Origin of the sequence: Ruegeria sp. A3M17 (assembly GCF_003318255.1) — a bacterium.
Taxonomy (GTDB): domain Bacteria; phylum Pseudomonadota; class Alphaproteobacteria; order Rhodobacterales; family Rhodobacteraceae; genus Ruegeria.
Genome location: NZ_QOCF01000013.1, coordinates 101628 through 123746, shown reverse-complemented (window position 1 = coordinate 123746; position 22119 = coordinate 101628). Strand labels below are relative to the sequence as shown.

Here is a 22119-nt window from a genome sequence, read left to right as displayed (position 1 = left end):
CCGCATCAATGCATGTCATTCCTTTTGAAAGACATCAGACAGAGTGGCAGACTTGTACCTAGATTTTCCTGCCTACGAAATCTTGGTGGCCAAATCTTTGATATGATTAAAATTTACTTTCTGCCGATTTGAGCCGTAAGGCAGAAATCCTAAACACGACTAACTCGGTTCCTTGCGGAGTGGGCTGCCTCATCGGTTTTTCTTTTGACGGTTCCCACAAACGAAACGTTCAAGGTGAATAAAATGACAGTGAATTTGAAACTCCCCTCGGTTGCCGCTGTTCTGGCGATGACCACGGCGATACCTGCCGCCGCTGAATTGAAGTACGAAAACAACAGCGGCGGTTACGTGGTACTGTACGGTCAGCTCGATCCGGTGATCGTATCGGTCGATGACGGCCAGGAGACCGAGACCCGGTTGCTGGACAATGACCTGTCCAACAGCCGCGTGGGTTTGCGCGTCATGCAGCCCTATGGCAGCAATGAGTTCATGTTCCGGTTCGAAACGGGTCTGGGTCTGCCAAGTACCGGGACAGCCAACCAGGATGGCACCAACACCAACGGTTGGAGCCGTGAAGATATCCGCCACGTCGATTTCTCGCTCAAGGGTGGATACGGTAAGTTCTCTGCAGGTCAGGGCAGTATGGCCTCGGACGGGGCCGCCGAGACTGATTTGTCCTACGTCGGGACGGCTTTGTATTCTTTTACAAACGATGAAAACGGCGCGTTTTTCTACCGCGGAGCAGACGGTATCCTGAGTGGCATCACCGTTGGCGACTCGGCTAGCAACTTTGATGGCGCACGTCGGGGCAGGGTGCGGTATGACACACCCGATTTCAACGGTTTCTCAGCGGCGATTGCTTATGGTCAGAACATCCTTTCCAGCAGCGATGACGACGATTATTACGATCTCGCGGTCAAGTACCGGAACACGTTCACCAACGGTGTCGAGTTCGCAGCGAGCATTGCCTACGCAGTAAGGGACTTCGACGGCCAACCCGGCGAGCGCAAGGATACTATCGGGTCCGCGTCGGTCCTGTTGCCCAGCGGGTTCAGCTTTACTGCGGCCCTCGGCACGCGGGACGATACCTCTACCGGCGCCAGCGACCCGGATTACTGGTACACCAAACTTGCCTATGAAGGGGATTGGGTGTCCTGGGGTAAAACCGGCGTTGGTATCGACTATTTCGACGGTTCTGATTTCGAAAATCAAGGGTCCAGCACCAAGTCCTGGGGTATTGCCGTTGTTCAGCGGATCGACGCGATCAACACGGACGCCTACCTGAAATACCGTAACCACGACTTCGACGACACGGTCGACTTTGACAAGAACGAAGCCTGGGTGCTGGGTGCACTCTGGAAGTTCTGACGACGTTTCCCCGGAGCTAACGGCGCCCCGGTCTGACTGGGGCGTTCTTTTTGTTCAAATCGGCGGCAAAACAAGGCTGATCCGGCCATTGCCTCTTGCACGTAAGCGGCTGGGCAAATAGAAGGCGTCAAATTTGTCCGGCGCGCCGTTTTGCGCGCCCCGAATCCTATGGGGACTACCATAATGCAGGTTACCGAGACGCTGAACGAAGGTCTGAAACGCGGCTACAATATCGTCGTATCCGCAGCCGAGCTGAACGACAAAGTTAACGAGAAACTGGTCGAAGCGCAGCCGGAAGTCGAGATGAAGGGTTTCCGCAAAGGCAAAGTGCCGATGGCGCTGCTGAAAAAGCAGTTCGGTCAGCGTCTGTTGGGCGAAGCGATGCAGGAAACCATCGATGGTGCGATGAACCAGCACTTTGAGGACAGCGGCGAGCGCCCTGCACTGCAGCCCGACGTCAAAATGACAAACGAAGACTGGAAAGAAGGCGACGATGTCGAAGTCGCAATGTCCTATGAGGCACTGCCTGCGATCCCCGAAGTTGACCTGAAATCGGTTGAGCTGGAAAAGCTGGTTGTCAAAGCGGACGACGCAGCCATCGAAGAAGCGCTGAACAGCCTGGCAGAAACCGCGCAGGACTTCAAAGCACGCCGCAAGGGTTCGAAAGCCAAGGACGGCGATCAGGTTGTGATCGACTTTGTTGGCAAAGTTGACGGCGAAGAATTCGAAGGCGGTTCGGCTGAGGACTATCCGCTGGTTCTGGGTTCCAACAGCTTCATCCCCGGCTTCGAAGAGCAGCTGGTTGGCGTGAAGGCCGAAGAAGAAAAAGACGTCAACGTTTCCTTCCCCGAGGAATACGGCGCAGAACATCTGGCCGGCAAAGACGCCGTATTCACCTGCACCATCAAAGAGGTGAAGGAACCTGTTGCTGCAGAAGTAAACGACGAGCTGGCAACCAAGTTTGGCGCAGAAGATCTGGCCGCGCTGAAAGGTCAAATCGCCGAGCGTCTGGAAGCGGAGTATTCCGGTGCATCGCGCGCGGTCATGAAGCGTGGCCTGTTGGATGCGCTGGACGAGAAAGTCTCGTTCGACCTGCCTCCGTCGCTGGTTGAAGCCGAAGCCAAGCAGATCGCACATCAGCTGTGGCACGAGGAAAACCCGGAAGTGGAAGGCCACGACCACGCCGAGATCGAGCCCACAGACGAGCACAACAAGCTGGCCGAACGCCGCGTGCGTCTGGGCCTGCTGTTGGCTGAACTGGGCCAGAAGGCCGAAGTTGAGGTCACCGATTCCGAGATGACCCAGGCGATCATGAACCAGGCACGTCAGTACCCTGGTCAGGAACGTCAGTTCTTTGAGTTCGTTCAGCAGAACGCTCAGATGCAGCAACAGCTGCGCGCGCCGATCTTCGAAGACAAAGTCATCGACTATGTTTTTGAACTGGCTCAGGTCGCGGACAAAGAAGTCAGCAAAGACGATCTGCAGAAAGCCGTTGAGGCACTGGACGAGGAGTAATCCTCGTCCGCCCATCCCCATGGGCGTAAAAAAATACGGAGCCGTCTGAAAAAAGACGGCTCCGCTTGGGTGGCTTTAACTTATGAGGTGAGGGGGTCAGGCCTCATGAGCAAAAGCACGGGGGGTTCTTAACAGAGCGGTTTTCTGCTCTGGCGTAAAGCGGTCTGAAAGCGCCTCGATCAGCTTCAGGACAGACTCGACTTCGGTTTTCGATGTTGCCGAACTCATTTGTTCGACAAAATACTTTTCCAATTGAGTCAGCGGCTGGTGGTCGTAGTTTGCGGCACTTTGCTTGGCCTTTGCGCCTTCAAACAGCTCCAGTGCCTGTTCTTCGGTCAGGAAGACATCGTGTTCAATGCCTGCATAGTCCCGAACACCCGAGATCCGTTCATCCGAACAGTCCATAAGGGCGGCCATGGCCACAACCTTGCCCATTGGCTTGGCAGTTCCAAGATAGTCATAAGGCGCGTTGCCGGACCGTTGCAGGACGCGGTTCATCACAGGGTCAATCACGGCAATCGAGTCCAATACGCCGGCCATCTTGGCATATTCGAACGAGCCGATCATGATCTCGCTGGTGACATAGGATACCGAGTTTTCCCCGCGTCCTCGCCCAAGCTTTTTGGTGTCAACGCAAAACCGGGTTGCTTCCCAGACTTGCGCACTGCGGATCGGCGGTTCGCCGTCCAGGATTGAATAAAAAACGTCCGAAAGCATGTGTGGCCCGGTCGTTTGCAGTAGTCTCATGCACCCAACAACGTCCCCCTCGTCGTCGATGCTAACTACATGTGCTGGATGAAGGTCGTCAAAATGGTCGCGTTCGCGCCCATCGACAATGTTTACATCCCAACCAAGGCGATCGCCGAAAACACGCGCACGCAGTTTATACATCTCGTCCAAGACATGCTTAAACTTATTCTGGTTAATACCATCAATTACGATGATCATTTCCATCCCCCTACAGTCTGGTTACCGTAAGGATGACGTTAACTAAGATTTGAGCTAAGACTATTGGGGGTTTCCCGTATTTTTTATCTTTTTTGATTATCCTGGGGCGATTAAGCCCAGTCCGATAGCCCTTCCAATGGCTTGCGGCGTTGTCAATGCACCCAGTTTTTCACGGCCGGACCGCATGTGAACTTCGACAGTACGGTGTGAAATTGACAAAATATCGCCGATATCCTGTTGAGATTTGCCGCCAGCGACCCATTGTAGGATCTCTTTCTCTCGGGTCGAAAGGGCTGGTAGATACAGCGCTTTGGCCAGCAGACCGGACTGCATCACAGTATCATGTGCCGTAACTGCAGCCATCTGCAGGTCCCCCATCACATGTTTCTTCAACTTCTCCCACTCGGAATCCGAGCATTTTCGGGTCACATTCAGCAGGCCGCATTCCCCGTACGGTCCCCGTACCGGTACTGTTAACCCACGGGACGAAATGCCAAAATCATGCGCATCCCGAAAAACCGAATGGAACTTTTCGTCACGATTAAATCTGCCCCAGTCTACCGGAGCGATGCTGAGCGCAGATTGATATAAGGTCGGGTCGAAATGGTGGAATCCTTGGCTGCCGTAGTGAATCTTCCATTCGTCCGGGAAGTTGGCATATCCCTGAACATCACCCTTTACAGGGTTAAAAGTTGCATAAGACGCGTAGTCGAAACCCAATTCATCGCAGACAGCATTAATTATGTCGGCTGCCGACTTTTCCTCGTGGTCGATCGCGGCCAAGTCTATTAGTTTCACCTGTCCAACCCTTGCGGCGGCAAATCTTTCCCCAAAGACATGCCAAATCTGTCCAATTCACCGAATACGTTGCGTCAACTGTGGTGCCTGACGCAAGCTAATTGTGCATAACGCTTAGGCATAATGCGTGGTTCTGGCAACAGAATACCTTAGCGATTGCATAAGTCATTATTGCAACCTTTACGCTAATGACAAGCTATATCCTTACCTAACGTCACTCCGACCTTAGGCCAGTTTCAACGAGCATCCCGGCGGCCTTAGCCTCGGGGTAGTAACCTTTGGCATAAAGGAAGATGGCCCGCTTTTGGTCGCCGTCTGACAAGAGCCACGCCCCACGTAGATATTTTCCGGCGAATTCCAGATTGGTGTCTGCGTCCAACAATCCCTGTGCGTTGCCTTTGTACCCCATTGATCGTGCTGTCGCGGGCAGGATTTGCAGCAACCCGTAATAGGGGCTGTTAACGGCCCAAGGTCGGTGCGTGCTCTCCCTTATGGCGAGCTTGTGCACCAGCTCGCGTGGCAATTCATAATGGTCAGCCCACTTGTTGATTGATGCGCGCAACTCGGGGGTCTCGTTGGGGTATAGTGGCGGATCAAAAGGGGCATTACGTGAACTGTGCCTGCCATCCTGGCCGCCGCAAGCAGCCAGGGCAGGTGCGCCAAGTAGTGTAACAAGTAGAGCGCGGCGCGTGTATTGGGGCATATGTGGTCTCCGGATGGGGTTGGGCGCATGATAGTCCCGCCGGACGCAACCGCAAGCAGACAGCCAACCCGCGCGCTGATTTATGCCGTGTCTCGTCGCGTCACTTTTCGACGCCGGAGTGTTCCGTTTTGGTCGGGCCGGAAGGGCGCGTTGTCACATTTCGACCTGGAACCACAAAATGATATCGGCAAACCAGATTTTGTTCTCCGTCGCGCGAAACTGAACGGTGTTATTGATCCCTGGGTTCAGAACGGTTCCGGAGAAGGTCTCCCATAATCCACGAATGTCGCCGCCCGACATGGACGGGCCATAAATAAAGGTATCGTTTATCTCGATCTGAAAGGCCCCTCCGGACGGCGTTGCCCAGGCTTTGAAGGCAAGGATCGGTTTCGCGCGGTTGGTTCCGATGATCAGGTTGGAAGGGATCGGGTCGCTGAAGGTCTGGCTTTCACCGGGGTTTAAAGAAAAAGAACCGTCATTCACGACGATGTAGTCGCACAAGGATGCCATAATGGTTTCTCCTGCCGGATCGCGATCCGCCCAGATGCGCGATCACGCAAATTGCTAATAAATGAACTTCAAAAAAAATGCGGCTGGGGCGGCAGAGGCCGCGTGCCCCTAGGATAGCACAATTTCCATCCTAATTCGTGGTCACATCCGACGCCGCGATCTATCTTGGCCCAGGATACGAACAAAAAAAGGCCGCGCCTTTCGGCGCGGCCAATAAATCGTTCAAATGCAGCCGGATCAGGCTTTGGCTTCGTCTTCCTCAGCCGGGGCTTCTTCGGCGACCATATCGTCGTCGTCAGACGCTGCGGAACCGATATCGTCGAACAGTTCGGCGATTTCGAATTCTGCGGCTGCCTCTTCTTCGGCAGCCAATTCCTGGATCGATTTACCCGACGCCTGCAGTTCTGCTTCTTCTTGCGAACGGGCGACGTTCATCTTGATCTGGACTTCGACCTCGGGGTGCAGTTTGACTGCGACCGAGTGCACACCCAGATCTTTGATAGGTGCGATCAGGATGACCTGCTTCTTGTCGACTGTGAAACCAGCCTCGGTTGCGGCATCTGCGGCGTCACGCGGGGTGACCGAACCGTACAGAGCGCCAGCATCCGATGCCGAACGAATCACGATGAATTGCTGACCATCCAACTTTTCAGCCAGTGCTTCAGCTTCTTTCTTGGTTTCCAGGTTGCGGGCCTCAAGCTGCGCTTTCTGGGCTTCGAACGACGCGATGTTGGCGTTCGATGCGCTCAGTGCTTTGCCTTGGGGCAGCAGGAAGTTGCGGGCAAAGCCAGACTTGACGTCAACGACGTCGCCCATTTGGCCCAGTTTCGCAACGCGTTCCAGAAGAATAACTTGCATATCAGTCTCTCCTTACTTCACAGCGTAGGGCAGCAGGGCGAGGAAGCGGGCGCGCTTGATAGCACGGGCCAATTCACGCTGCTTTTTTGCCGAAACGGCGGTGATGCGCGACGGAACGATCTTGCCACGCTCAGAGATGTAGCGCTGCAGCAGACGGGTGTCTTTGTAGTCGATCTTCGGCGCGTTGTCGCCCGAGAACGGGCAGACTTTGCGGCGGCGGAAAAATGGTTTTGCGGCCATGGTATATGTCCTTTCGTCAGGCGTTGATCAGCGGCGCTCGCGGCGGCCTTCGCGCTCGTCGCGCTTCTGCATCTGGACCGAGGGGCCCTCGTTGTGCTCGTCGACCTTGATGGTCAGAACGCGCATAACATCGTCATGCAGGCGCATCAGGCGCTCCATTTCCTGAACGGCGCCAGCGGGGGCGTCGGTCTTCAGGAAGGAATAGTGACCCTTGCGGTTCTTGTTGATCTTGTAGGCCATCGTCTTGACGCCCCAGTACTCGCTTTCGACGACGTTGCCGCCGTTGTCAGCCAGAACGGTGCCGAAATGTTCGACGAGGCTTTCTGCCTGCGCGTTGGACAAGTCCTGACGCGCGATCATTACATGCTCATACAGTGGCATGTGCACTCCTGTTTCTATCAAGGCGCATTTCAAAGGCGGGGCCGGTTCGTCCTTCGCGACCCTGCCACGAGAGGCTGCGCGATTCATAACTCTTGCGAAGGATGGCCCCATATACACCATTCGCGTCGGGGGGCAAGGGCCGTCACACATGCCTTGGTGAAGTCGCGCTATTTCCTTTGCGCTGCCCAATTCCTGACGCTTTTCGGCTCAAAGTTGTTTTGCATACCGGGAACTAACCGGACAGAGCGAACCAAAGACGGCAACGTGAACTAGGGTACAGAGAAATGACCGCGATGAACACGAATACCTTCGAGAAGTCTGCGACCAGCACGACTTATGATCAATCGGTTCCAGTTCTTATCGCATTTGCGCCGAACTGGAGGGCACGCACCATTCTGGCACGCGTCGCGGGGGCGTTTTTGATCGTTGTCGCGTTTTCCATGTGGCTGATGTCGGGCGCGGTGATGGCAACGGAAGTTTGGCCGATCAAACTGGCTGCGTCGCTGACGTTCCTGCTGATCGGTGTCAGTCTGCTGACTATTCAGGTGCTCGATGCGCGCCCCGATGCCTATTTTGATCCAATCCGCCGCGAAGTGCGTGTGCTTCAAAAGAATGAGAACGGGCGTCCTCAGACGGTCCTGCGCCGCAGCTACGACACCCTGGGTGGTGCACGCTTTGATGATGATCAGGTTGAACTCTATGACGTGGACGGCAGCCTGCTGATGAAACTGCCGCTGCAATCGGCGGATGTTGGCCGAGTGCTGAAGGGCCAATTGAGCGGAAGTGTAACGATCTTCGCTTGATTTCTTCTCTGTTCATTTAAGAACAGAAAATGTGAGAGAATAAGTCTTGTGTGCCGCCCTTGGGCGGCACATTTTCTTTATCGAGCATTCCGATTGGTTTGCATTCACAACATTTTTGGAGATTTTCATGAAATCCACCCTTCTTGCTGCTGCACTGGCCGTATCGGCGACCTCGGCATTTGCCAGCGCCGAGAAATACGTTCTGGACCCCAGCCACAGCCAGGTAGTTTTCAACTATAACCACCTCGGTTTCTCTACCACCTACGGCATGTTCTCGGGCTTTGAAGGCGAGATCATGTTCGATCAGGAAAACCCGGCTGATTCCAGCGTGAGCGTTTCGATGCCCGTCGTCGAAATGATCACCGGCTGGAAGCCGCGCGAAGATCACTTCATGACCGAAGACTTCTTTGGCGTCGCCGAGGGTGACCTGATTTCGTTCACCTCGACCGGTATCGAAGTCACCGGTGACAACACCGCGAACATCACCGGCGATCTGACAATGAACGGTGTGACCAAGTCGGTGGTTCTGGACGCCAAACTGAATCAGGTCGGCGAGCATCCGATGGCGGGCAAGCCCTGGGCCGGATTTGATGCGACCACCACATTGGTTCGCAGCGAGTTTGATCTGGGTCAGTTCGCACCATTTGTGAGCGACGAGGTCGAGATTCGCATTTCGGTGGAAGCACAGAAAGCCGAATAAGCCTGCCTGATAGACAAAAAGAAACCGCCGGGACCGTCAGGCCCCGGCGGTTTTTTTGTTCGAATCACTGCTACTCAGCTTTGGTGGCCGTCAGTTCAACGGCTACTTTGACGACAAAGGCCAGCGAGTCTTCGGTGGGTTGTGACGTGCCGACGTCATAGTCCAAACGGTTCAGCTCCAACTCTCCCTGCATCTTGGCGGTCCCGTCCTGCAGGTCCAGCTCGAACGGCAGGACGACGTCCATGGTTTTGTCGCGAATGGTCAAAGTGCCGTGTGCCTCATAGGCCAGATCGGTCTTGAACAGATCTGCGGTGAAATTTGCAGTCGGGAACTGAGTGCTGTCAAAGAAATCCGCGCCAAGGGCTTGCTGTGTCACGGTGCCGATGGTCAATGAGCCTATGGCGATTGTCACATCAACAGCCCCGGCCGGTCCCGGTTCTGTCGGTTCGTCGAATGTGATTGCCGCAGTCCAGTCGGAAAACGCGCCGCTGACGGGGCTGCCCAATTGGGTGATCGTGATCGCCAGCGAACCTTCCTGCACCTGCCAGTCGGATTGTACCGCCTCCAATTCGGCTGATGCATGATCACCGGTCGGATGTGCCGAGTAGGCTCCGTCGAACCACCCGATGCTAATAGCAACGGCCCAGATCAAGACTGCTGCGACGACGGGGGCAGGTGAGTGCCATTGCGTTGGCGGTTCCGGTAAATCAACCCGTCCGGGCAGCATACGGCGCAATGTGCTGTCTTTGTCGATCACGTGGTGCTTGAGCGCGCCAACGATATGCAAACCCAGAGCACCCACCAGCACCAGCATCAGGACGAAGTGTAACCCGGCGCTTGTTTCGGCCAACGCGGGGGATTTGGGCACAAAGGGCAGGTTCTGCCCGAACGGCCAAAGGATCGGCGCAAACCCTTCGGTGGCCGCATGGTGAATCCAGCCTGTCAGGGGAACCAGAACCAGCGAGCCATACAACAGCCAGTGGACGGTTTCCGCAGCAAATGCCTCGGGCTTGTTTTCAGCATTGAGCAATCCTGGTTTGGGCTGGCTGATCGCCCACAGGATACGGGCAAGCGCCACGAAGAAGACCGTGACCCCGATAGTTTTGTGTAGCGAAAACAGCTGCGCGGCCTGTTGCAGGTCTTCCGGTGTCGTTGGAATGGCCGGGTCTTCGATTGCGTGTGCCAGTTCGTTCGCAAACCACCCAATCGGAAGAGCCGTCAGAATGAGCAAGGCCGTCAGCCAGTGGAAGGTTTTCGAAACGCCTCCATAGCTTTGGGTGGTGTTGGCAAGGGGCATGGGTTCACGACTCCGATCTGTTTGCTATGGCCACCCTAAATGCAGCGTGGGCCGACACAATAGCCTCTGACGCACAGAATACGTGTCAGGATGCAGAGCTTGTGCCGCTCGTTCACTCGGTTTACACCCCATCGCAACCTAACGTCATCCAAGAGGTTGCAATGACACGCGCGTTCGTTTTTCCGGGGCAGGGCGCCCAAACCATCGGTATGGGCAAAGCACTGGCCGAGGCCTATCCGACTGCACAGGCAGTTTTCGACGAGGTCGATGAAGCGCTTGGTGAAAAGCTGAGCACCCTGATTTGGGAAGGTGATATTGCAGAACTGACGCTGACGCAGAATGCACAGCCGGCGTTGATGGCAACCTCGATGGCCGCGATGCGCGCTTTGGAGGCCGAAGGTGTTGCCGTCACGGACGCTGCATTTGTAGCTGGGCATTCGCTGGGGGAATACTCAGCGCTTGCAGCAGCTGGTTCGCTGTCGATTGCGGATACGGCGCGTTTGTTGCGGACACGTGGTCAGGCGATGCAAAGCGCCGTTCCCGTTGGTGAAGGCGCAATGGCCGCAATTCTGGGGCTGGACCTTGAAGCGGTGCGTGCCGTCGCAGAAGAGGCTGCGCAGGGCGAGGTCTGTCAGGCGGCGAATGACAACGACCCTACACAGGTGGTTGTGTCGGGTGCGAAGGCCGCGGTGGAACGTGCTGCCGAGATTGCCAAAGAAAAAGGTGCCAAGCGCGCTGTGATGTTGCCCGTGAGCGCCCCGTTCCATTGTGCGTTGATGCAACCCGCCGCAGATGTGATGGCCGAGGCGCTGGCCGCAGTTGAAGTCAAGGCACCGGCAGTTCCGCTAATTGCGAACGTGCGCGCTGAGGCTGTTGGAGATCCGGACTTGATCCGTCAGTTGCTGGTCGACCAGGTCACAGGTTCCGTGCGCTGGCGCGAGAGCGTGCAGTACATGGCGGCACAGGGCGTGACCGAGACATGGGAGATCGGCGCAGGCAAGGCGTTGTCGGGCATGATCCGCAAGATCGACCGCGCGATTGCTGGCAAGGCTGTTGGCAGGCCGGACGACGTGCAGAATGTGGTTAAGAGCGAATCATAAGAACAACGTGCGACGCAAGTTGCGCTGCAAAGGGAAGATCGAATGTTTGATTTGACAGGTAAGAATGCGTTGATCACCGGTGCGTCCGGCGGGATTGGTGGCGAGATTGCGCGCGTGCTGCACGGTGCGGGGGCCACGGTTGCGTTGTCCGGCACACGCGTGGAACCGCTCGAGGCATTGGCCGCCGAACTGGGTGAGCGGGCGCATGTTCTGCCATGTAACCTGAGCGACGGCGAAGCTGTTTCCGCGCTGCCGAAGCAAGCTGCCGAGGCGATGGGGTCGGTTGATATTCTGGTCAACAACGCCGGGATCACCCGCGACAACCTGTTCATGCGTATGTCGGACGATGAATGGCAGAGCGTGATCGACGTGAACATGACCTCGACCGCCAAGCTGTGCAAAGGCGTGCTGCGGGGCATGATGAAGGCCCGTTGGGGCCGGATCATCAACATCTCGTCCGTGGTTGGCGCCACCGGGAACCCCGGTCAGGCAAACTATGCAGCGTCCAAGGCCGGTATGGTCGGCATGACCAAATCCCTGGCCTATGAGGTTGCCAGCCGCGGTATTACGGCAAACGCGGTTGCGCCGGGTTTCATTACCACGGCCATGACCGACAAGCTGACCGACGATCAGAAAACGGGTATTTTGGGGCAGGTTCCGGCTGGTCGCATGGGTGATGCATCGGAAATTGCGGCGGCTGTTCTGTATCTTGCCAGCCCCGAAGCCGGATATGTTACCGGAACCACCTTGCATGTTAACGGCGGTATGGCCATGTTGTGACCGCGGACAGGGGCCGGTGCGAAAGCGTTTGCCTCGCGCGTTGTCTATGCTATAGGCGGCGCATAAATGCTGGGGTCGACCAAATGGTCGGCCTTCTACTTTCCCGGTCATCCGGGACCCAACCGCCCGCACCGGGCAAATCAAAGCCAGCCTGAGCGGGCAAGGGCAGAACCGGGCACTAGGCCCTGAAAACGGAATGAGGAATAGACATGAGCGACGTCGCAGATCGCGTTAAAAAGATCGTTGTTGAGCACCTGGGTGTTGAAGAAGACAAAGTGACCGAAAACGCGTCCTTCATCGACGATCTGGGCGCAGACAGCCTGGACACTGTTGAGTTGGTTATGGCCTTCGAAGAAGAGTTCGGCATCGAAATCCCCGATGACGCAGCCGAGACCATCCAGACATTTGGCGACGCCGTCAAATTCATCTCAGAAGCTTCCTAAAGCTTCGAAATAATCAAAAAGCGGCGCTTCCGGGCAACGGAGGCGCCGTTTTTTTGTGCCTTGTTCAATTCTGCCTTGCAAGGTGCCGTATTCGTTCGCAACCTTTTGCCCGAGGCACATAATTCAAAGCGGGCAGGGCATGATACGATCCACCCCTATGATCAATACGGCCCGTTTGACGCTGTGCGCCATGCGGCCAGAAGATTTCAACCGGTTCGCCGAGATTTGGCGCAACCCATGCATCGTGCGACACATCGGCGGCAAGCCGCGGTCGCGCGGAGAGGCGTGGGATTCATTCCTTCGAAATGCCGGGCACTGGCAAATGGCCGGTTTCGGGCAATGGGCCGTGGTCCAGCAGTCGAATCGCCAGATGGTCGGTCAGGCAGGGTTCTTTTACGGTAACCGTTCGATTGGCGAGGATTTCGACAGTTTCCCCGAGGCCGGATGGATTCTGGTCCCCGAGGCACAGGGACAGGGATTGGGGCTGGAGGCCGCGCAGGCCGCGCATGATTGGTTTGACCGGATCATGCCCGGTCCGTTGGTCGCGATGGTGAATTCGGCGAACTCAGTCTCGCAAAAACTGGCGGGCAAGCTGGGCTATACCCCGATGCGCGAATGTGCGTTCAACGGCAGCGACGTCACGCTTATGCGCCGCAACGGGCCGCCGCCGCGCCACTGACAATTTGAGACTTCCCGAATGCCGCAAACCGGCCGTAGTTTGCCGATCCTGGTAATAACGGACCGATCTTCCGCGTGTATGGTACTCTGGAATTGCAGAGCGATTGAGCGGAGGAGAATGCTCATGAGGATTTACCCCACGATGGAATTGCAGAACGGCCGGTGTGTCACACTGGACAAGGGCCGTCTGGACGACGCGATGATCTGGCATGTGAATCCGGCGGAAACGGCGCGCAGCTGGTCTGCAGCCGGTGCCATGTGGATGCACCTGACGGATTTCGATGCGATCGAAGGCCGCGACACCAACGCCGAATTGGTCGAGGAAATCATCCGCACGTCCGAGATGTCGGTGCAACTGGCCGGCGGTATGCGGACGCGGGAACAGGTCGAATACTGGATCGACAAAGGCGCTGGACGGGTGGTGATTGGTACGCTTGCCGCCTGGGACCCGAATCTGGTCAAGGAACTGGCCAAGCTTTATCCGGACCAGATCGTTCTGGCTGTGGACGTCTGGCAAGGTCAGGTGATGACCGAAGGCTGGCGCAGTCAGAGTGCGTTTACGCCTGAGGCGTTTATTCAAGCGTTCGAGGGCACGCCCTTCGCGGCGATTCTGGTGACCGATATCGACAGCGACATCGAAGACGTAGATGCGCAGCTGGGTCTGATTTCGGGTCTTGCACAACTGTCGCGCACGCCGGTGATCGCCAGCGGTGTCGTTCGGACATCGGATGACATCTCGCGTCTAGCATATGTGCACAACATCTCGGGTGCATTGATTGGGCGGGCTTTGTTCCGCAAGGCGATTGACTTGGCAGACGCGCTTAACGTGGCCGAGCAGGCCCACGAACCGGTCGCTGAATTCCAGTAAGCCAGTCTTGCACGTCGTTGCCCTGGCCTTTCAATTCCTTGAAAGGGCCGGGGCAATTTGTTTTGGTACATCCCGCACAGACGGGCCGCCCGGCGAAATGGTGCCGGGTGGGAATGTGCCGTTGCTCTTGCCCCCGGACCCCGGGCCGGGGTATGAGCGGTTCTCAAATAGGAAGCAGGCAAGAGGCATTTCATGCGCAGAGTCGTTGTAACCGGTCTGGGATTGGTCACTCCTTTGGCCAGCGGGGTCGAGAAATCTTGGTCACGGCTGCTGGATGGGGAATCCGGCGCTGGCCCGATCACGAAATTTGATGCCGAAGCAAGCGGTGTCACCACGACCTATGCCTGCGAAGTTCCGCGCGGCGATGGAACTGACGGGACATTCAATCCCAACGATTGGTTGCCGCCAAAAGAGCAACGCAAGATCGAAGACTTTATCCTGTATTCGATCGCTGCCGCTGACATGGCTTGTCAGGACGCCAATTGGTTGCCTGAGGATGAAGAGGACCGACTGCGTACAGGCGTTCTGATTGGTTCGGGTATCGGCGGGCTGGGTTCTATTGCTGAAACGGCGAACCTGATCCGCGACAAGGGTCCGCGTCGTGTATCGCCGTTCTTTATCCCAGGCGCACTGATTAATCTGGCGTCCGGCCAGGTTTCGATCCGCCACGGGTTCAAGGGGCCCAACCACTCGGTCGTGACGGCTTGTTCGACAGGTGCGCATGCAATCGGCGACGCCAGCCGCATCATTCGCGCAGGCGACGCGGAAGTCATGGTTGCTGGTGGCGGCGAAGGCTGCATCTGCGAGATCGGTATCGCTGGCTTTAACGCGTGCAAGGCGCTGTCGACCAAATATGCCGACGATCCGAAGAAAGCCAGCCGCCCATATGACGTGGACCGTGACGGCTTTGTCATGGGCGAGGGCGCAGGCATCGTGGTTCTGGAAGAATACGAGCACGCCAAGGCGCGCGGTGCGAAGATCTATGCCGAAGTACTGGGTTACGGCATGTCCGGCGACGCTTATCACATCACCGCGCCGTCCGAGGATGGTGATGGCGCTGAGCGTTCCATGAAAGCCGCATTGCGCAGCGCTGGGTTGGAGCCTTCGGATCTGGACTATATCAACGCGCATGGCACATCGACCATGGCGGATACGATCGAACTGGGCGCGGTAGAGCGCCTGTTAGGGGATCACGCCAGCAAGGCCACCATGACCTCGACCAAATCGGCCACCGGTCACCTTTTGGGTGCGGCTGGCGCGATTGAGGCTATTTTCTCGATCCTGGCGATCCGGGATCAGGTGGCCCCGCCGACGATCAATCTGGATAACCCCGCCGTTGAAACCCCGATTGATCTGGCACCCAACGCCAAGCGTGAGCGTGAGATCAACGTGGCGCTGTCGAATTCGTTCGGCTTTGGCGGCACCAATGCCAGCGTGATCTTCGGAAAGGTCAGCTAAATGTTGCGGGCTCTTGCTTCGAACGCGCTGACTCTGCTGATCGTAGGCTTGTTCCTAATGGGCGGGCTGGTTGTGTGGGGGCAATCGCAATACAAGGCCGAGGGTCCGTTGGAATCCGCGATGTGCCTGCAGGTCAGAAGCGGGTCGAATATGACCCGTGTCAGCCAAGAGCTTGAAGATGACGGAGCCATCAGCAGCGCCATGATCTTTCGCATGGCTGCGGACTACACAGATAAATCGCAGCAGCTGAAGGCCGGTAGCTTTCTGGTGCGCGAAGGCGCGTCGATGGAGCAGATCATCGACGAGATCACAAGCAGCGGTGCCAGCACCTGCGGGTCTGAGATTGAATACCGTATCGGTGTCACGCGCATCCAGACGCGGGTACGCGAGTTGGACCCGGCAACGCTGGAATTTGTCGAGATCGCATCGTTTGATGTGACGGACGAGGACATCCCTGCCGAATACGGTCAAAAGCGCGAAGAGGCCGACACCCGATACCGTGTGTCCGTTGCTGAAGGCGTGACCTCTTGGCAGGTGGCGCAAGGCTTGCAGGCGATTGAACCGCTGACTGGTGAGATTGCCGAGATCCCGGCCGAAGGGATGTTGGCGCCTGACAGCTATGATTTGGCACCGGGCGATGATCGGACGGCCGTTCTGCAGGCGATGCAAGACAAGCAACAATTGCGCATCAATGCAGTGTGGGAGAACCGCCAAGGCGACCTTCCTATCAGCAGCCCAGAGGAAATGCTGATCCTTGCGTCGATCATCGAAAAGGAAACCGGTGTTCCCAATGAACGCGGGCAGGTTGCAAGCGTCTTTGTGAACCGGCTTGAGCAGGGCATGAAGCTGCAGACAGACCCGACGGTCATCTATGGCGTCACCAAGGGTCAAGGCACGCTGGGGCGCGGTCTGCGTCGCAGTGAGCTGCGCCGTGCAACGCCTTGGAATACTTATGTGATAGACGGTTTGCCGCCGACACCCATTGCCAATCCAGGTCTGGCCAGCCTTGAGGCTGCCGTTGCCCCGGAAGAGACCAACTTTGTCTTCTTTGTTGCGGATGGCACCGGCGGGCACGCATTCGCGGAAACCTTGCAGGAACACAATCGTAACGTCGCCAAGTGGCGTGAGATTGAGGCAGAGAGAAACAGCTCAAGCAACTAAGAAAAAGGCCGCGTCGAAAAACGCGGCCTTTTCTTTTTGTTATGCGGCGGGGCGTCCGCGTGGACGACGACGTTTCGAGGACGCGGGCTTCGATGTCGAATTGGCTCCCTGCGGTTTACGCCCCCGGAACCCTCCGCGATTGCGGGTTTTCTTGGGTTCGGAAAATTCGGGCATGGTGCCGCTGGCGACCGGAATTTCGATCTTCATCAGCTTCTGAATCTGACGCAGCTGATCCACCTCGTCCGGTGAGCAGAAGGCGATAGCTTCACCCTCGCGACCAGCACGGGCTGTGCGCCCGATGCGGTGGACATAGTTGTCGGGCACCTCGGGCAGGTCATAGTTGATCACATAGGCAACACCGGGAATGTCGATGCCACGCGCGGCCACGTCGGTCGCGACCAATACGTTGATCTCTCCGGCCCGGAACGCCTTGATCGCGCGGTCGCGTTGTCCCTGGCTTTTGTTGCCGTGGATCGAGGCCGCGTTGAAACCATCAGCCACAAGGCCTTTCATCAGTTTCTCGGCGCCGTGTTTGGTACGGGAAAATACCAAGGTCAGAGCTTCCATGTCAGCGGACAGAATTTCGCGCAGTTTCCGCGGTTTGCCGGCCCTGTCAACGAAATGCACAGACTGCGTGATCTTGTCAGCCGCTTTACCTGGAGGCGAGACCTGCACCCGCTGCGGGTTGGTCAGATAGGATTGGCTGAGTTCCTCCATCTGCTTCGGCATCGTGGCCGAAAACAGCATGGTTTGACGCGGCGTGCCCAGCTTGGGTGCGATTTTGCGCAGGGCGTGGATAAAGCCCATGTCCAGCATCTGGTCAGCCTCGTCCAGTACCAGATGGCGCACCGAGCCGAGGTCAACGGCACCGCGTTCCATCAGGTCGATTAAACGCCCAGGCGTGGCGACCAGAATGTCGGTGCCGCGCGACAGGAACGAAATCTGTCTGCCGATCGACTGGCCACCGACCACGGTGGCCACACGCAGCTTGGTCTTGTCGGTCAGGTTGCGCAGGCTATCCGCGATCTGGTTGACCAGCTCGCGCGTGGGGGCAAGGATCAGCGCCTTGGCGGTTTTGGGCGCGGGTTTGCCGGACTGCGCCAGCAAGTGGTCGATCAGCGGCAGACCGAAGGCCAGCGTCTTTCCGGTGCCGGTCTGCGCCAGGCCCAGGATGTCGTGACCGTTCAGCGCCAGCGGTATGGCCTGGTTCTGAATAGGGGTCGGTTGTGAGAAATTGGCACGTTTCAGTGCATCGTTGAGGGCTGGTGCAAGACCCAGCATGTCGAAGTCGAACAAATAACTATCCTTTGTAATCCGCAAGGCGATAGCCGTACGGACAAGACGTGTCTGGCCACGCAGCGCGTGACCGGCAGAGTTTCCGCTAAACCTCGGGACGTGCAGGCGAACCCTGCGCCATCTGGCGTCGCGTCAAGAACCCTGCGTGAATGGGAACTAGGAGATGTAGTGATGCGCTGTTGGGGCCAATAGAGGCCACGAATGCTCACGCGTCAGCGCTGACTTATGGGGCACATGAGGCTTAAGCGCCGTTTTGTCAAGCTTTAGCCGGTTTTGCTGCTAGATGTTCTGACGCAGTTGCAAACTTGTCCGCATTCTATCGATGGTCTGGCGAACCTCGGGCAGGTTTCTGTCGTTCTGATGCGTCACTAGCCACTGGCCGTAGGGCAACTCCGGAATGATCTGGCCTGCGCGCAAGAGCGAGTCGTGCGTGTCCCCAATGAATGTTGGCAAAACAGCAATGCCCAAACCCGCCAAAGCGAGATCCAGACTGCTGCGGGGAGAGTCAACTTCGCATACGGCATTGCTGCCAATCCGCTTGTCCAACCAGCGCGCCGAAGGTGTGTCAGCCAGTACCTTGATCCATTGGTCAGGGGTCGAGGTGGTGGCATAGGGCGCGAACTGGACGTTTGCCAGCCGTTGAACTCGGACTATGGTGGACACCCAGGCCGTACTCTCACCGTCTTTACGCCATTGTGAAGGTAGGGGCCGAAGTTGGCCATTTGCGCTCGCATCAGCGGAAACAGTTCCTCTCTCGGCAAAGCATCAACTGCCTTGGGCACAAGTTGGTACTCCAAGAAGTGTTCACTCTTCATGTTTCGAAATCTGATTATCCATAATCCGTTGCCCTTTTGTGTGCATACAGAGCAAATGTTCCTGATCTGGAAACGTATCGTTAAACGCGGAGTCACAGAGTATAGAATTCTTAGGCAGCACTTCTGTCTGGGGTTGACGCACGTTCGTTAGTCATTGTTTCTTATCAGAAATTTCCACCAAGGAGTATGTTGTATGAACATGAGAGTTTCTGACGCGCAGATTGATCTAAAGGATGAGCGGTCAATCATAGGTCAGCTAAAGGCTGAGGCCGTTCAAAGTTCAGATGAAGCTTACGCGCGTAAGAAAAGCATGCTTGGCATAGCAAAAACTCAACGGAATTTAGGCTGGGCTTCTCTCGTAATGACTGTGCCGGGCCTGCTGCTGTTTATCTTGCCAGGAATTTTCATGTTTGGCCTAGCCATCTTCTCGTTTCTAAGCGCTTCCAAAAAGAAGACCGCAATAATCAGGGCCTTCGATAGATTTCATGAGGAAACCGGTATTCCTGCCGTCTGACATCTTCGATGTGTACAAAGCACCCCCAACCAAATGGCTGGGGGTTCATGGTGGCACAGGCGCACGTATTTTGTTTCTGCTTCTCGACCTGCCGGCGCGGATCAGAGAATTGATCCGCAGAAAAAATTGACATTGGAGATTTGTTACAAACAGATGCGCGGTCATCCATTTTTTGAGCGGGCAGAAAACTAAGAATCAGTAAAGCTTGCGCGGTCTCCGTTGCATGAATGTTGCGTAAGTCGTTGACATTGCGCTCTTTAATTCATATGAATTGTGTCATGCTAGAAGAGGTGGGCGACGGCCCCGGGGCGACCCGGTGGCCGTTTTTCGTTTCTCTCGTGCGGAGATCACTCACGCATGAGGTCACAGGCACACATGACTTTGATTACCCCGGAAGAGCGGATGTCCCAGACGGCTGATTTGTTGCAGTCGCTTGAGAGATCCATTCGCGATCTGCGCCAAGCAGCGGAAGAACTGCGCAAACAGATCGGTGCCGGGGAGGATGCAGATCTTGCTGGTTCAGCCAAGCAACTCGGGCAGTTAGAGGGGCTGATCCGAAGTTGTCAGAAAGTGGAGACAAGCTTTGTCGAACAACATCACAGACAAACCGGAATTGCCCAAGGGGGGTATGCGCTCGACCTTGAGCGCGCTCGATTTGAGGTTGGGTGCAGGTTGGCTCGCCTCCGCGCCTGCTGCGGTTCGGGACAGATTTCTGAGTGAGATCGGGGAGGGGGGGCTGTGCGCCCTCCCTTTCCTGTTCGAGTTCTGGGCGCTGCCGCATCAGTTGCCGCCGGAAGGCGCCTGGCGGTCCTGGGTGATCATGGGGGGGCGTGGGGCTGGTAAGACGCGGGCCGGGGCCGAATGGGTGCGACAGGTGGTCGAGGGATCTCTGCCGCTGGATCGCGGCGAAGCGCGTCGTGTGGCGTTGGTGGGTGAGACATTCGATCAGGTGCGCGATGTGATGATCTTTGGCGATAGCGGGATATTACAGTGTTCGCCGCCGGATCGGCGACCTGTCTGGAAGGCGTCCGAACGGAAACTGATCTGGCCAAACGGAGCTGAGGCGCAGGCGTTTTCAGCGCATGATCCCGAAGGGTTGCGCGGGCCTCAGTTCGATGCAGCCTGGGTGGATGAGTTGGCTAAGTGGAAGAAGGCTGGCGAGACCTGGGATATGTTGCAATTTGCGTTGCGGTTGGGTGAGCGGCCTCGGGTCTGTGTGACGACCACACCTAGAAATGTGAAGGTATTGAAGGAATTGCTGGCATCTCCGTCCACCGTGCAGACCCATGCGCCGACCGAGGCGAACCGCGCCAATCTGGCGGATTCGTTTCTGGAAGAGGTACGCGCGCGCTATGCGGGCACGCGACTGGGGCGGCAGGAGTTGGACGGCGCGCTGCTGTCGGATGCCGAGGGGGCGTTGTGGACCGGGTCAATGCTGGATGCGGCGCGAGTTGAGAAAGTGCCAGAGTTGGACCGTTTAGTAGTGGCGCTAGACCCGGCGGTGACGGCGGGAACGGATGCGGATGCCTGCGGGATCGTGGTGGTCGGCGCTCAGGTGCAGGGGCCGCCCGAGGAGTGGCGCGCCTATGTGCTGGCCGATCGCACGGTGCAGGGCGTAGGTCCGGCGGGCTGGGCGCAGGCGGCAATTGACGCGATGGATGAATTCGGGGCCGAGCGGCTGGTGGCCGAGGTCAATCAGGGCGGGCAACTGGTGGAAGAGGTCGTGCGGCAGGTGGACCCTTTGGTCCCTTATCGCGCGGTGCGGGCATCACGCGGCAAGGTGGCGGGGGCCGAGCCTGTGGCGGCACTGTATGAGCAGGGGCGAGTTGCTCATGTGGCCGGGCTGGACGCGCTGGAAGAGCAGATGAGCCAGATGACCGCGCGGGGTTTCGAGGGGCAGGGCTCCCCCGACCGGGTCGACGCGCTGGTCTGGGCGTTACATGAGTTGGTTGTGGGGCCAGCGGGGGCGTATCGGCGGCCGAGGGTGCGAAGTTTGTAGAACCGAGCCAACAAGAGATGGATACACAGAAAATAGTCTAAAACTTATGCTTGAGCGAGCGTAAGCGATTGATATAGATAAATTGTATTGCTTAAGGTGATGGCAGCCATAAGTGAGGCTGTTGGATATGGGTTTGTCGTTTTGAAACAATGTTATACTAAACTGACTCATATAGTCCTCTCTTCGATATTCGTCGTATGCGCTGCGGGAGCAGCCACCGCCTGCAGCGGCGCTCCAAGCTTATCGGAAACTGAGCGAGAACTTCGCTTGTTGATCGAAACTTCCGACCACGTTGTAATCGGAAGAGTTTCACATGTGCTGCGTCGCCGATGGAATGAAGACGACACACCGCCAAAATTTCCTGCTAGCTGGATTGAACTGGCCGAGAAAAGCAAAGCTGGTGAAGCGGTCGGTTCCCAACAGTATTTAGCTAATTTGGTCGAATTTTCAGAAGCAACGGCATACCTTGAAATTGAGCATGAGTTGTTTTGGACCGGTCTTGGAGGCGGACGGCGCATCTTTGGGAAAACAGAGCTGGTACCGATTGATCTTTTACGGCCATATTCAGTCGCAGGTCATGGGCCATGTAATAGTTTTCCACAAACTTGCCCTTGGGATATTCAACCCGGCGAATTAGTTGCGCTGGCAATCAAAGAAAGTACTTTTGGAGCCGCCAGCGCATTGGTTTGCAGCAGAGTTCCGCGCCCTAATCGCAAAGACGCGGAGAAAATTCGTCAAAACAGCAAATTCGTTACAAAGTATGATGCGCTGCTTCCTTTCCTTGAACAGTTTCCAAACCTTCAAGAAGTAGATGAAACCATCCTTCGGTAAAACGGCACCACAGACTGGGAAGTAGCAATCGCCGACCCGTTGCCCACCCCCCGTA

General features: G+C 56.7%; 24 protein-coding genes. 14 read left to right on the top strand and 10 right to left on the bottom strand.

The features are described from left to right. Positions 1 to 243: 243 nt before the first annotated feature. Both DS906_RS07190 and tig read left to right on the top strand, forming a co-directional pair. Positions 244 to 1368, top strand: coding sequence for a porin (locus DS906_RS07190; protein ID WP_113789522.1), 1125 nt, complete (start codon positions 244 to 246; stop codon positions 1366 to 1368). 183 nt (positions 1369 to 1551) lie between these two features. Continuing rightward, positions 1552 to 2883, top strand: a complete 1332-nt coding sequence (tig, locus tag DS906_RS07185) for a trigger factor (RefSeq protein ID WP_113789521.1) — start codon at positions 1552 to 1554, stop codon at positions 2881 to 2883. 96 nt (positions 2884 to 2979) lie between these two features. Here tig and DS906_RS07180 read toward each other — a convergent pair whose 3' ends face one another. The 7 genes from DS906_RS07180 to rpsF form a co-directional block, all read right to left on the bottom strand. Further along, positions 2980 to 3831 (bottom strand): acyl-homoserine-lactone synthase, encoded by an 852-nt coding sequence (locus DS906_RS07180; RefSeq protein ID WP_113789587.1) that lies wholly within the window; start codon positions 3829 to 3831, stop codon positions 2980 to 2982. Positions 3832 to 3927: 96 nt separating this feature from the next. Then, entirely contained in the window at positions 3928 to 4629 is a 702-nt protein-coding gene (locus DS906_RS07175) for a LuxR family transcriptional regulator (RefSeq protein WP_199528503.1), read from the bottom strand. Positions 4630 to 4843: 214 nt separating this feature from the next. Then, on the bottom strand, positions 4844 to 5332 hold the full coding sequence (locus tag DS906_RS07170) for a lytic transglycosylase domain-containing protein (protein ID WP_113789519.1): 489 nt from the start codon (positions 5330 to 5332) through the stop codon (positions 4844 to 4846). A gap of 153 nt (positions 5333 to 5485) precedes the next feature. Beyond that, complete coding sequence (locus tag DS906_RS07165) at positions 5486 to 5842, bottom strand: hypothetical protein (RefSeq protein ID WP_113789518.1); 357 nt, start codon at positions 5840 to 5842, stop codon at positions 5486 to 5488. A 237-nt stretch (positions 5843 to 6079) separates the two neighbouring features. Beyond that, positions 6080 to 6700: a 50S ribosomal protein L9 gene (rplI, locus tag DS906_RS07160; protein WP_113789517.1), complete on the bottom strand. Its 621-nt coding sequence runs from the start codon at positions 6698 to 6700 to the stop codon at positions 6080 to 6082. A gap of 12 nt (positions 6701 to 6712) precedes the next feature. Further along, on the bottom strand, positions 6713 to 6940 hold the full coding sequence (gene rpsR, locus DS906_RS07155; protein WP_005982441.1) for a 30S ribosomal protein S18: 228 nt from the start codon (positions 6938 to 6940) through the stop codon (positions 6713 to 6715). Between the two features lie 27 nt (positions 6941 to 6967). Beyond that, positions 6968 to 7321 (bottom strand): 30S ribosomal protein S6, encoded by a 354-nt coding sequence (gene rpsF / locus DS906_RS07150; protein WP_082637099.1) that lies wholly within the window; start codon positions 7319 to 7321, stop codon positions 6968 to 6970. 284 nt (positions 7322 to 7605) lie between these two features. Between rpsF and DS906_RS07145 the strand changes: the two genes are divergently transcribed. After that, positions 7606 to 8124: a hypothetical protein gene (locus DS906_RS07145; RefSeq protein ID WP_113789516.1), complete on the top strand. Its 519-nt coding sequence runs from the start codon at positions 7606 to 7608 to the stop codon at positions 8122 to 8124. 127 nt (positions 8125 to 8251) lie between these two features. After that, positions 8252 to 8824 carry a YceI family protein gene (locus DS906_RS07140; RefSeq protein WP_113789586.1) on the top strand — a complete coding sequence of 191 codons (573 nt, stop codon included), beginning with the start codon at positions 8252 to 8254 and terminating at the stop codon, positions 8822 to 8824. 70 nt (positions 8825 to 8894) lie between these two features. Here DS906_RS07140 and DS906_RS07135 read toward each other — a convergent pair whose 3' ends face one another. Then, a complete protein-coding gene (locus DS906_RS07135; protein ID WP_113789515.1) occupies positions 8895 to 10121 on the bottom strand; it encodes a cytochrome b/b6 domain-containing protein in 1227 nt (408 codons plus the stop codon). A gap of 161 nt (positions 10122 to 10282) precedes the next feature. Between DS906_RS07135 and fabD the strand changes: the two genes are divergently transcribed. The 7 genes from fabD to mltG all read left to right on the top strand — a co-directional run bounded on the left by fabD (position 10283) and on the right by mltG (position 16609). Beyond that, entirely contained in the window at positions 10283 to 11221 is a 939-nt protein-coding gene (gene fabD / locus DS906_RS07130; protein ID WP_113789514.1) for an ACP S-malonyltransferase, read from the top strand. Between the two features lie 42 nt (positions 11222 to 11263). After that, positions 11264 to 12001 carry a 3-oxoacyl-[acyl-carrier-protein] reductase gene (gene fabG / locus DS906_RS07125; protein ID WP_113789513.1) on the top strand — a complete coding sequence of 246 codons (738 nt, stop codon included), beginning with the start codon at positions 11264 to 11266 and terminating at the stop codon, positions 11999 to 12001. Between the two features lie 209 nt (positions 12002 to 12210). Continuing rightward, on the top strand, positions 12211 to 12444 hold the full coding sequence (locus DS906_RS07120) for an acyl carrier protein (protein ID WP_005982462.1): 234 nt from the start codon (positions 12211 to 12213) through the stop codon (positions 12442 to 12444). Positions 12445 to 12583: 139 nt separating this feature from the next. Further along, positions 12584 to 13123: a GNAT family N-acetyltransferase gene (locus DS906_RS07115; protein WP_113789512.1), complete on the top strand. Its 540-nt coding sequence runs from the start codon at positions 12584 to 12586 to the stop codon at positions 13121 to 13123. A gap of 123 nt (positions 13124 to 13246) precedes the next feature. Further along, positions 13247 to 13990 (top strand): HisA/HisF-related TIM barrel protein, encoded by a 744-nt coding sequence (locus tag DS906_RS07110; protein ID WP_113789511.1) that lies wholly within the window; start codon positions 13247 to 13249, stop codon positions 13988 to 13990. A 192-nt stretch (positions 13991 to 14182) separates the two neighbouring features. Next, positions 14183 to 15448, top strand: coding sequence for a beta-ketoacyl-ACP synthase II (gene fabF, locus DS906_RS07105; RefSeq protein WP_113789510.1), 1266 nt, complete (start codon positions 14183 to 14185; stop codon positions 15446 to 15448). Beyond that, positions 15449 to 16609: an endolytic transglycosylase MltG gene (gene mltG, locus DS906_RS07100; RefSeq protein ID WP_113789509.1), complete on the top strand. Its 1161-nt coding sequence runs from the start codon at positions 15449 to 15451 to the stop codon at positions 16607 to 16609. 39 nt (positions 16610 to 16648) lie between these two features. Here mltG and DS906_RS07095 read toward each other — a convergent pair whose 3' ends face one another. Both DS906_RS07095 and DS906_RS07090 read right to left on the bottom strand, forming a co-directional pair. Next, positions 16649 to 17905 carry a DEAD/DEAH box helicase gene (locus tag DS906_RS07095; RefSeq protein ID WP_113789508.1) on the bottom strand — a complete coding sequence of 419 codons (1257 nt, stop codon included), beginning with the start codon at positions 17903 to 17905 and terminating at the stop codon, positions 16649 to 16651. Positions 17906 to 18184: 279 nt separating this feature from the next. Continuing rightward, entirely contained in the window at positions 18185 to 18568 is a 384-nt protein-coding gene (locus tag DS906_RS07090) for a LysR substrate-binding domain-containing protein (RefSeq protein ID WP_113789507.1), read from the bottom strand. 345 nt (positions 18569 to 18913) lie between these two features. On the opposite strand from DS906_RS07090, the gene DS906_RS07085 reads away from it, so the two are divergent. From DS906_RS07085 to DS906_RS07070, 3 genes are all read left to right on the top strand, one after another. After that, a complete protein-coding gene (locus tag DS906_RS07085) occupies positions 18914 to 19234 on the top strand; it encodes a hypothetical protein (RefSeq protein WP_113789506.1) in 321 nt (106 codons plus the stop codon). Positions 19235 to 19862: 628 nt separating this feature from the next. Further along, positions 19863 to 21233: a DNA-packaging protein gene (locus DS906_RS07075; protein ID WP_233494723.1), complete on the top strand. Its 1371-nt coding sequence runs from the start codon at positions 19863 to 19865 to the stop codon at positions 21231 to 21233. 99 nt (positions 21234 to 21332) lie between these two features. Then, a complete protein-coding gene (locus DS906_RS07070) occupies positions 21333 to 22064 on the top strand; it encodes a hypothetical protein (RefSeq protein WP_158541294.1) in 732 nt (243 codons plus the stop codon). Positions 22065 to 22119: the final 55 nt, after the last annotated feature.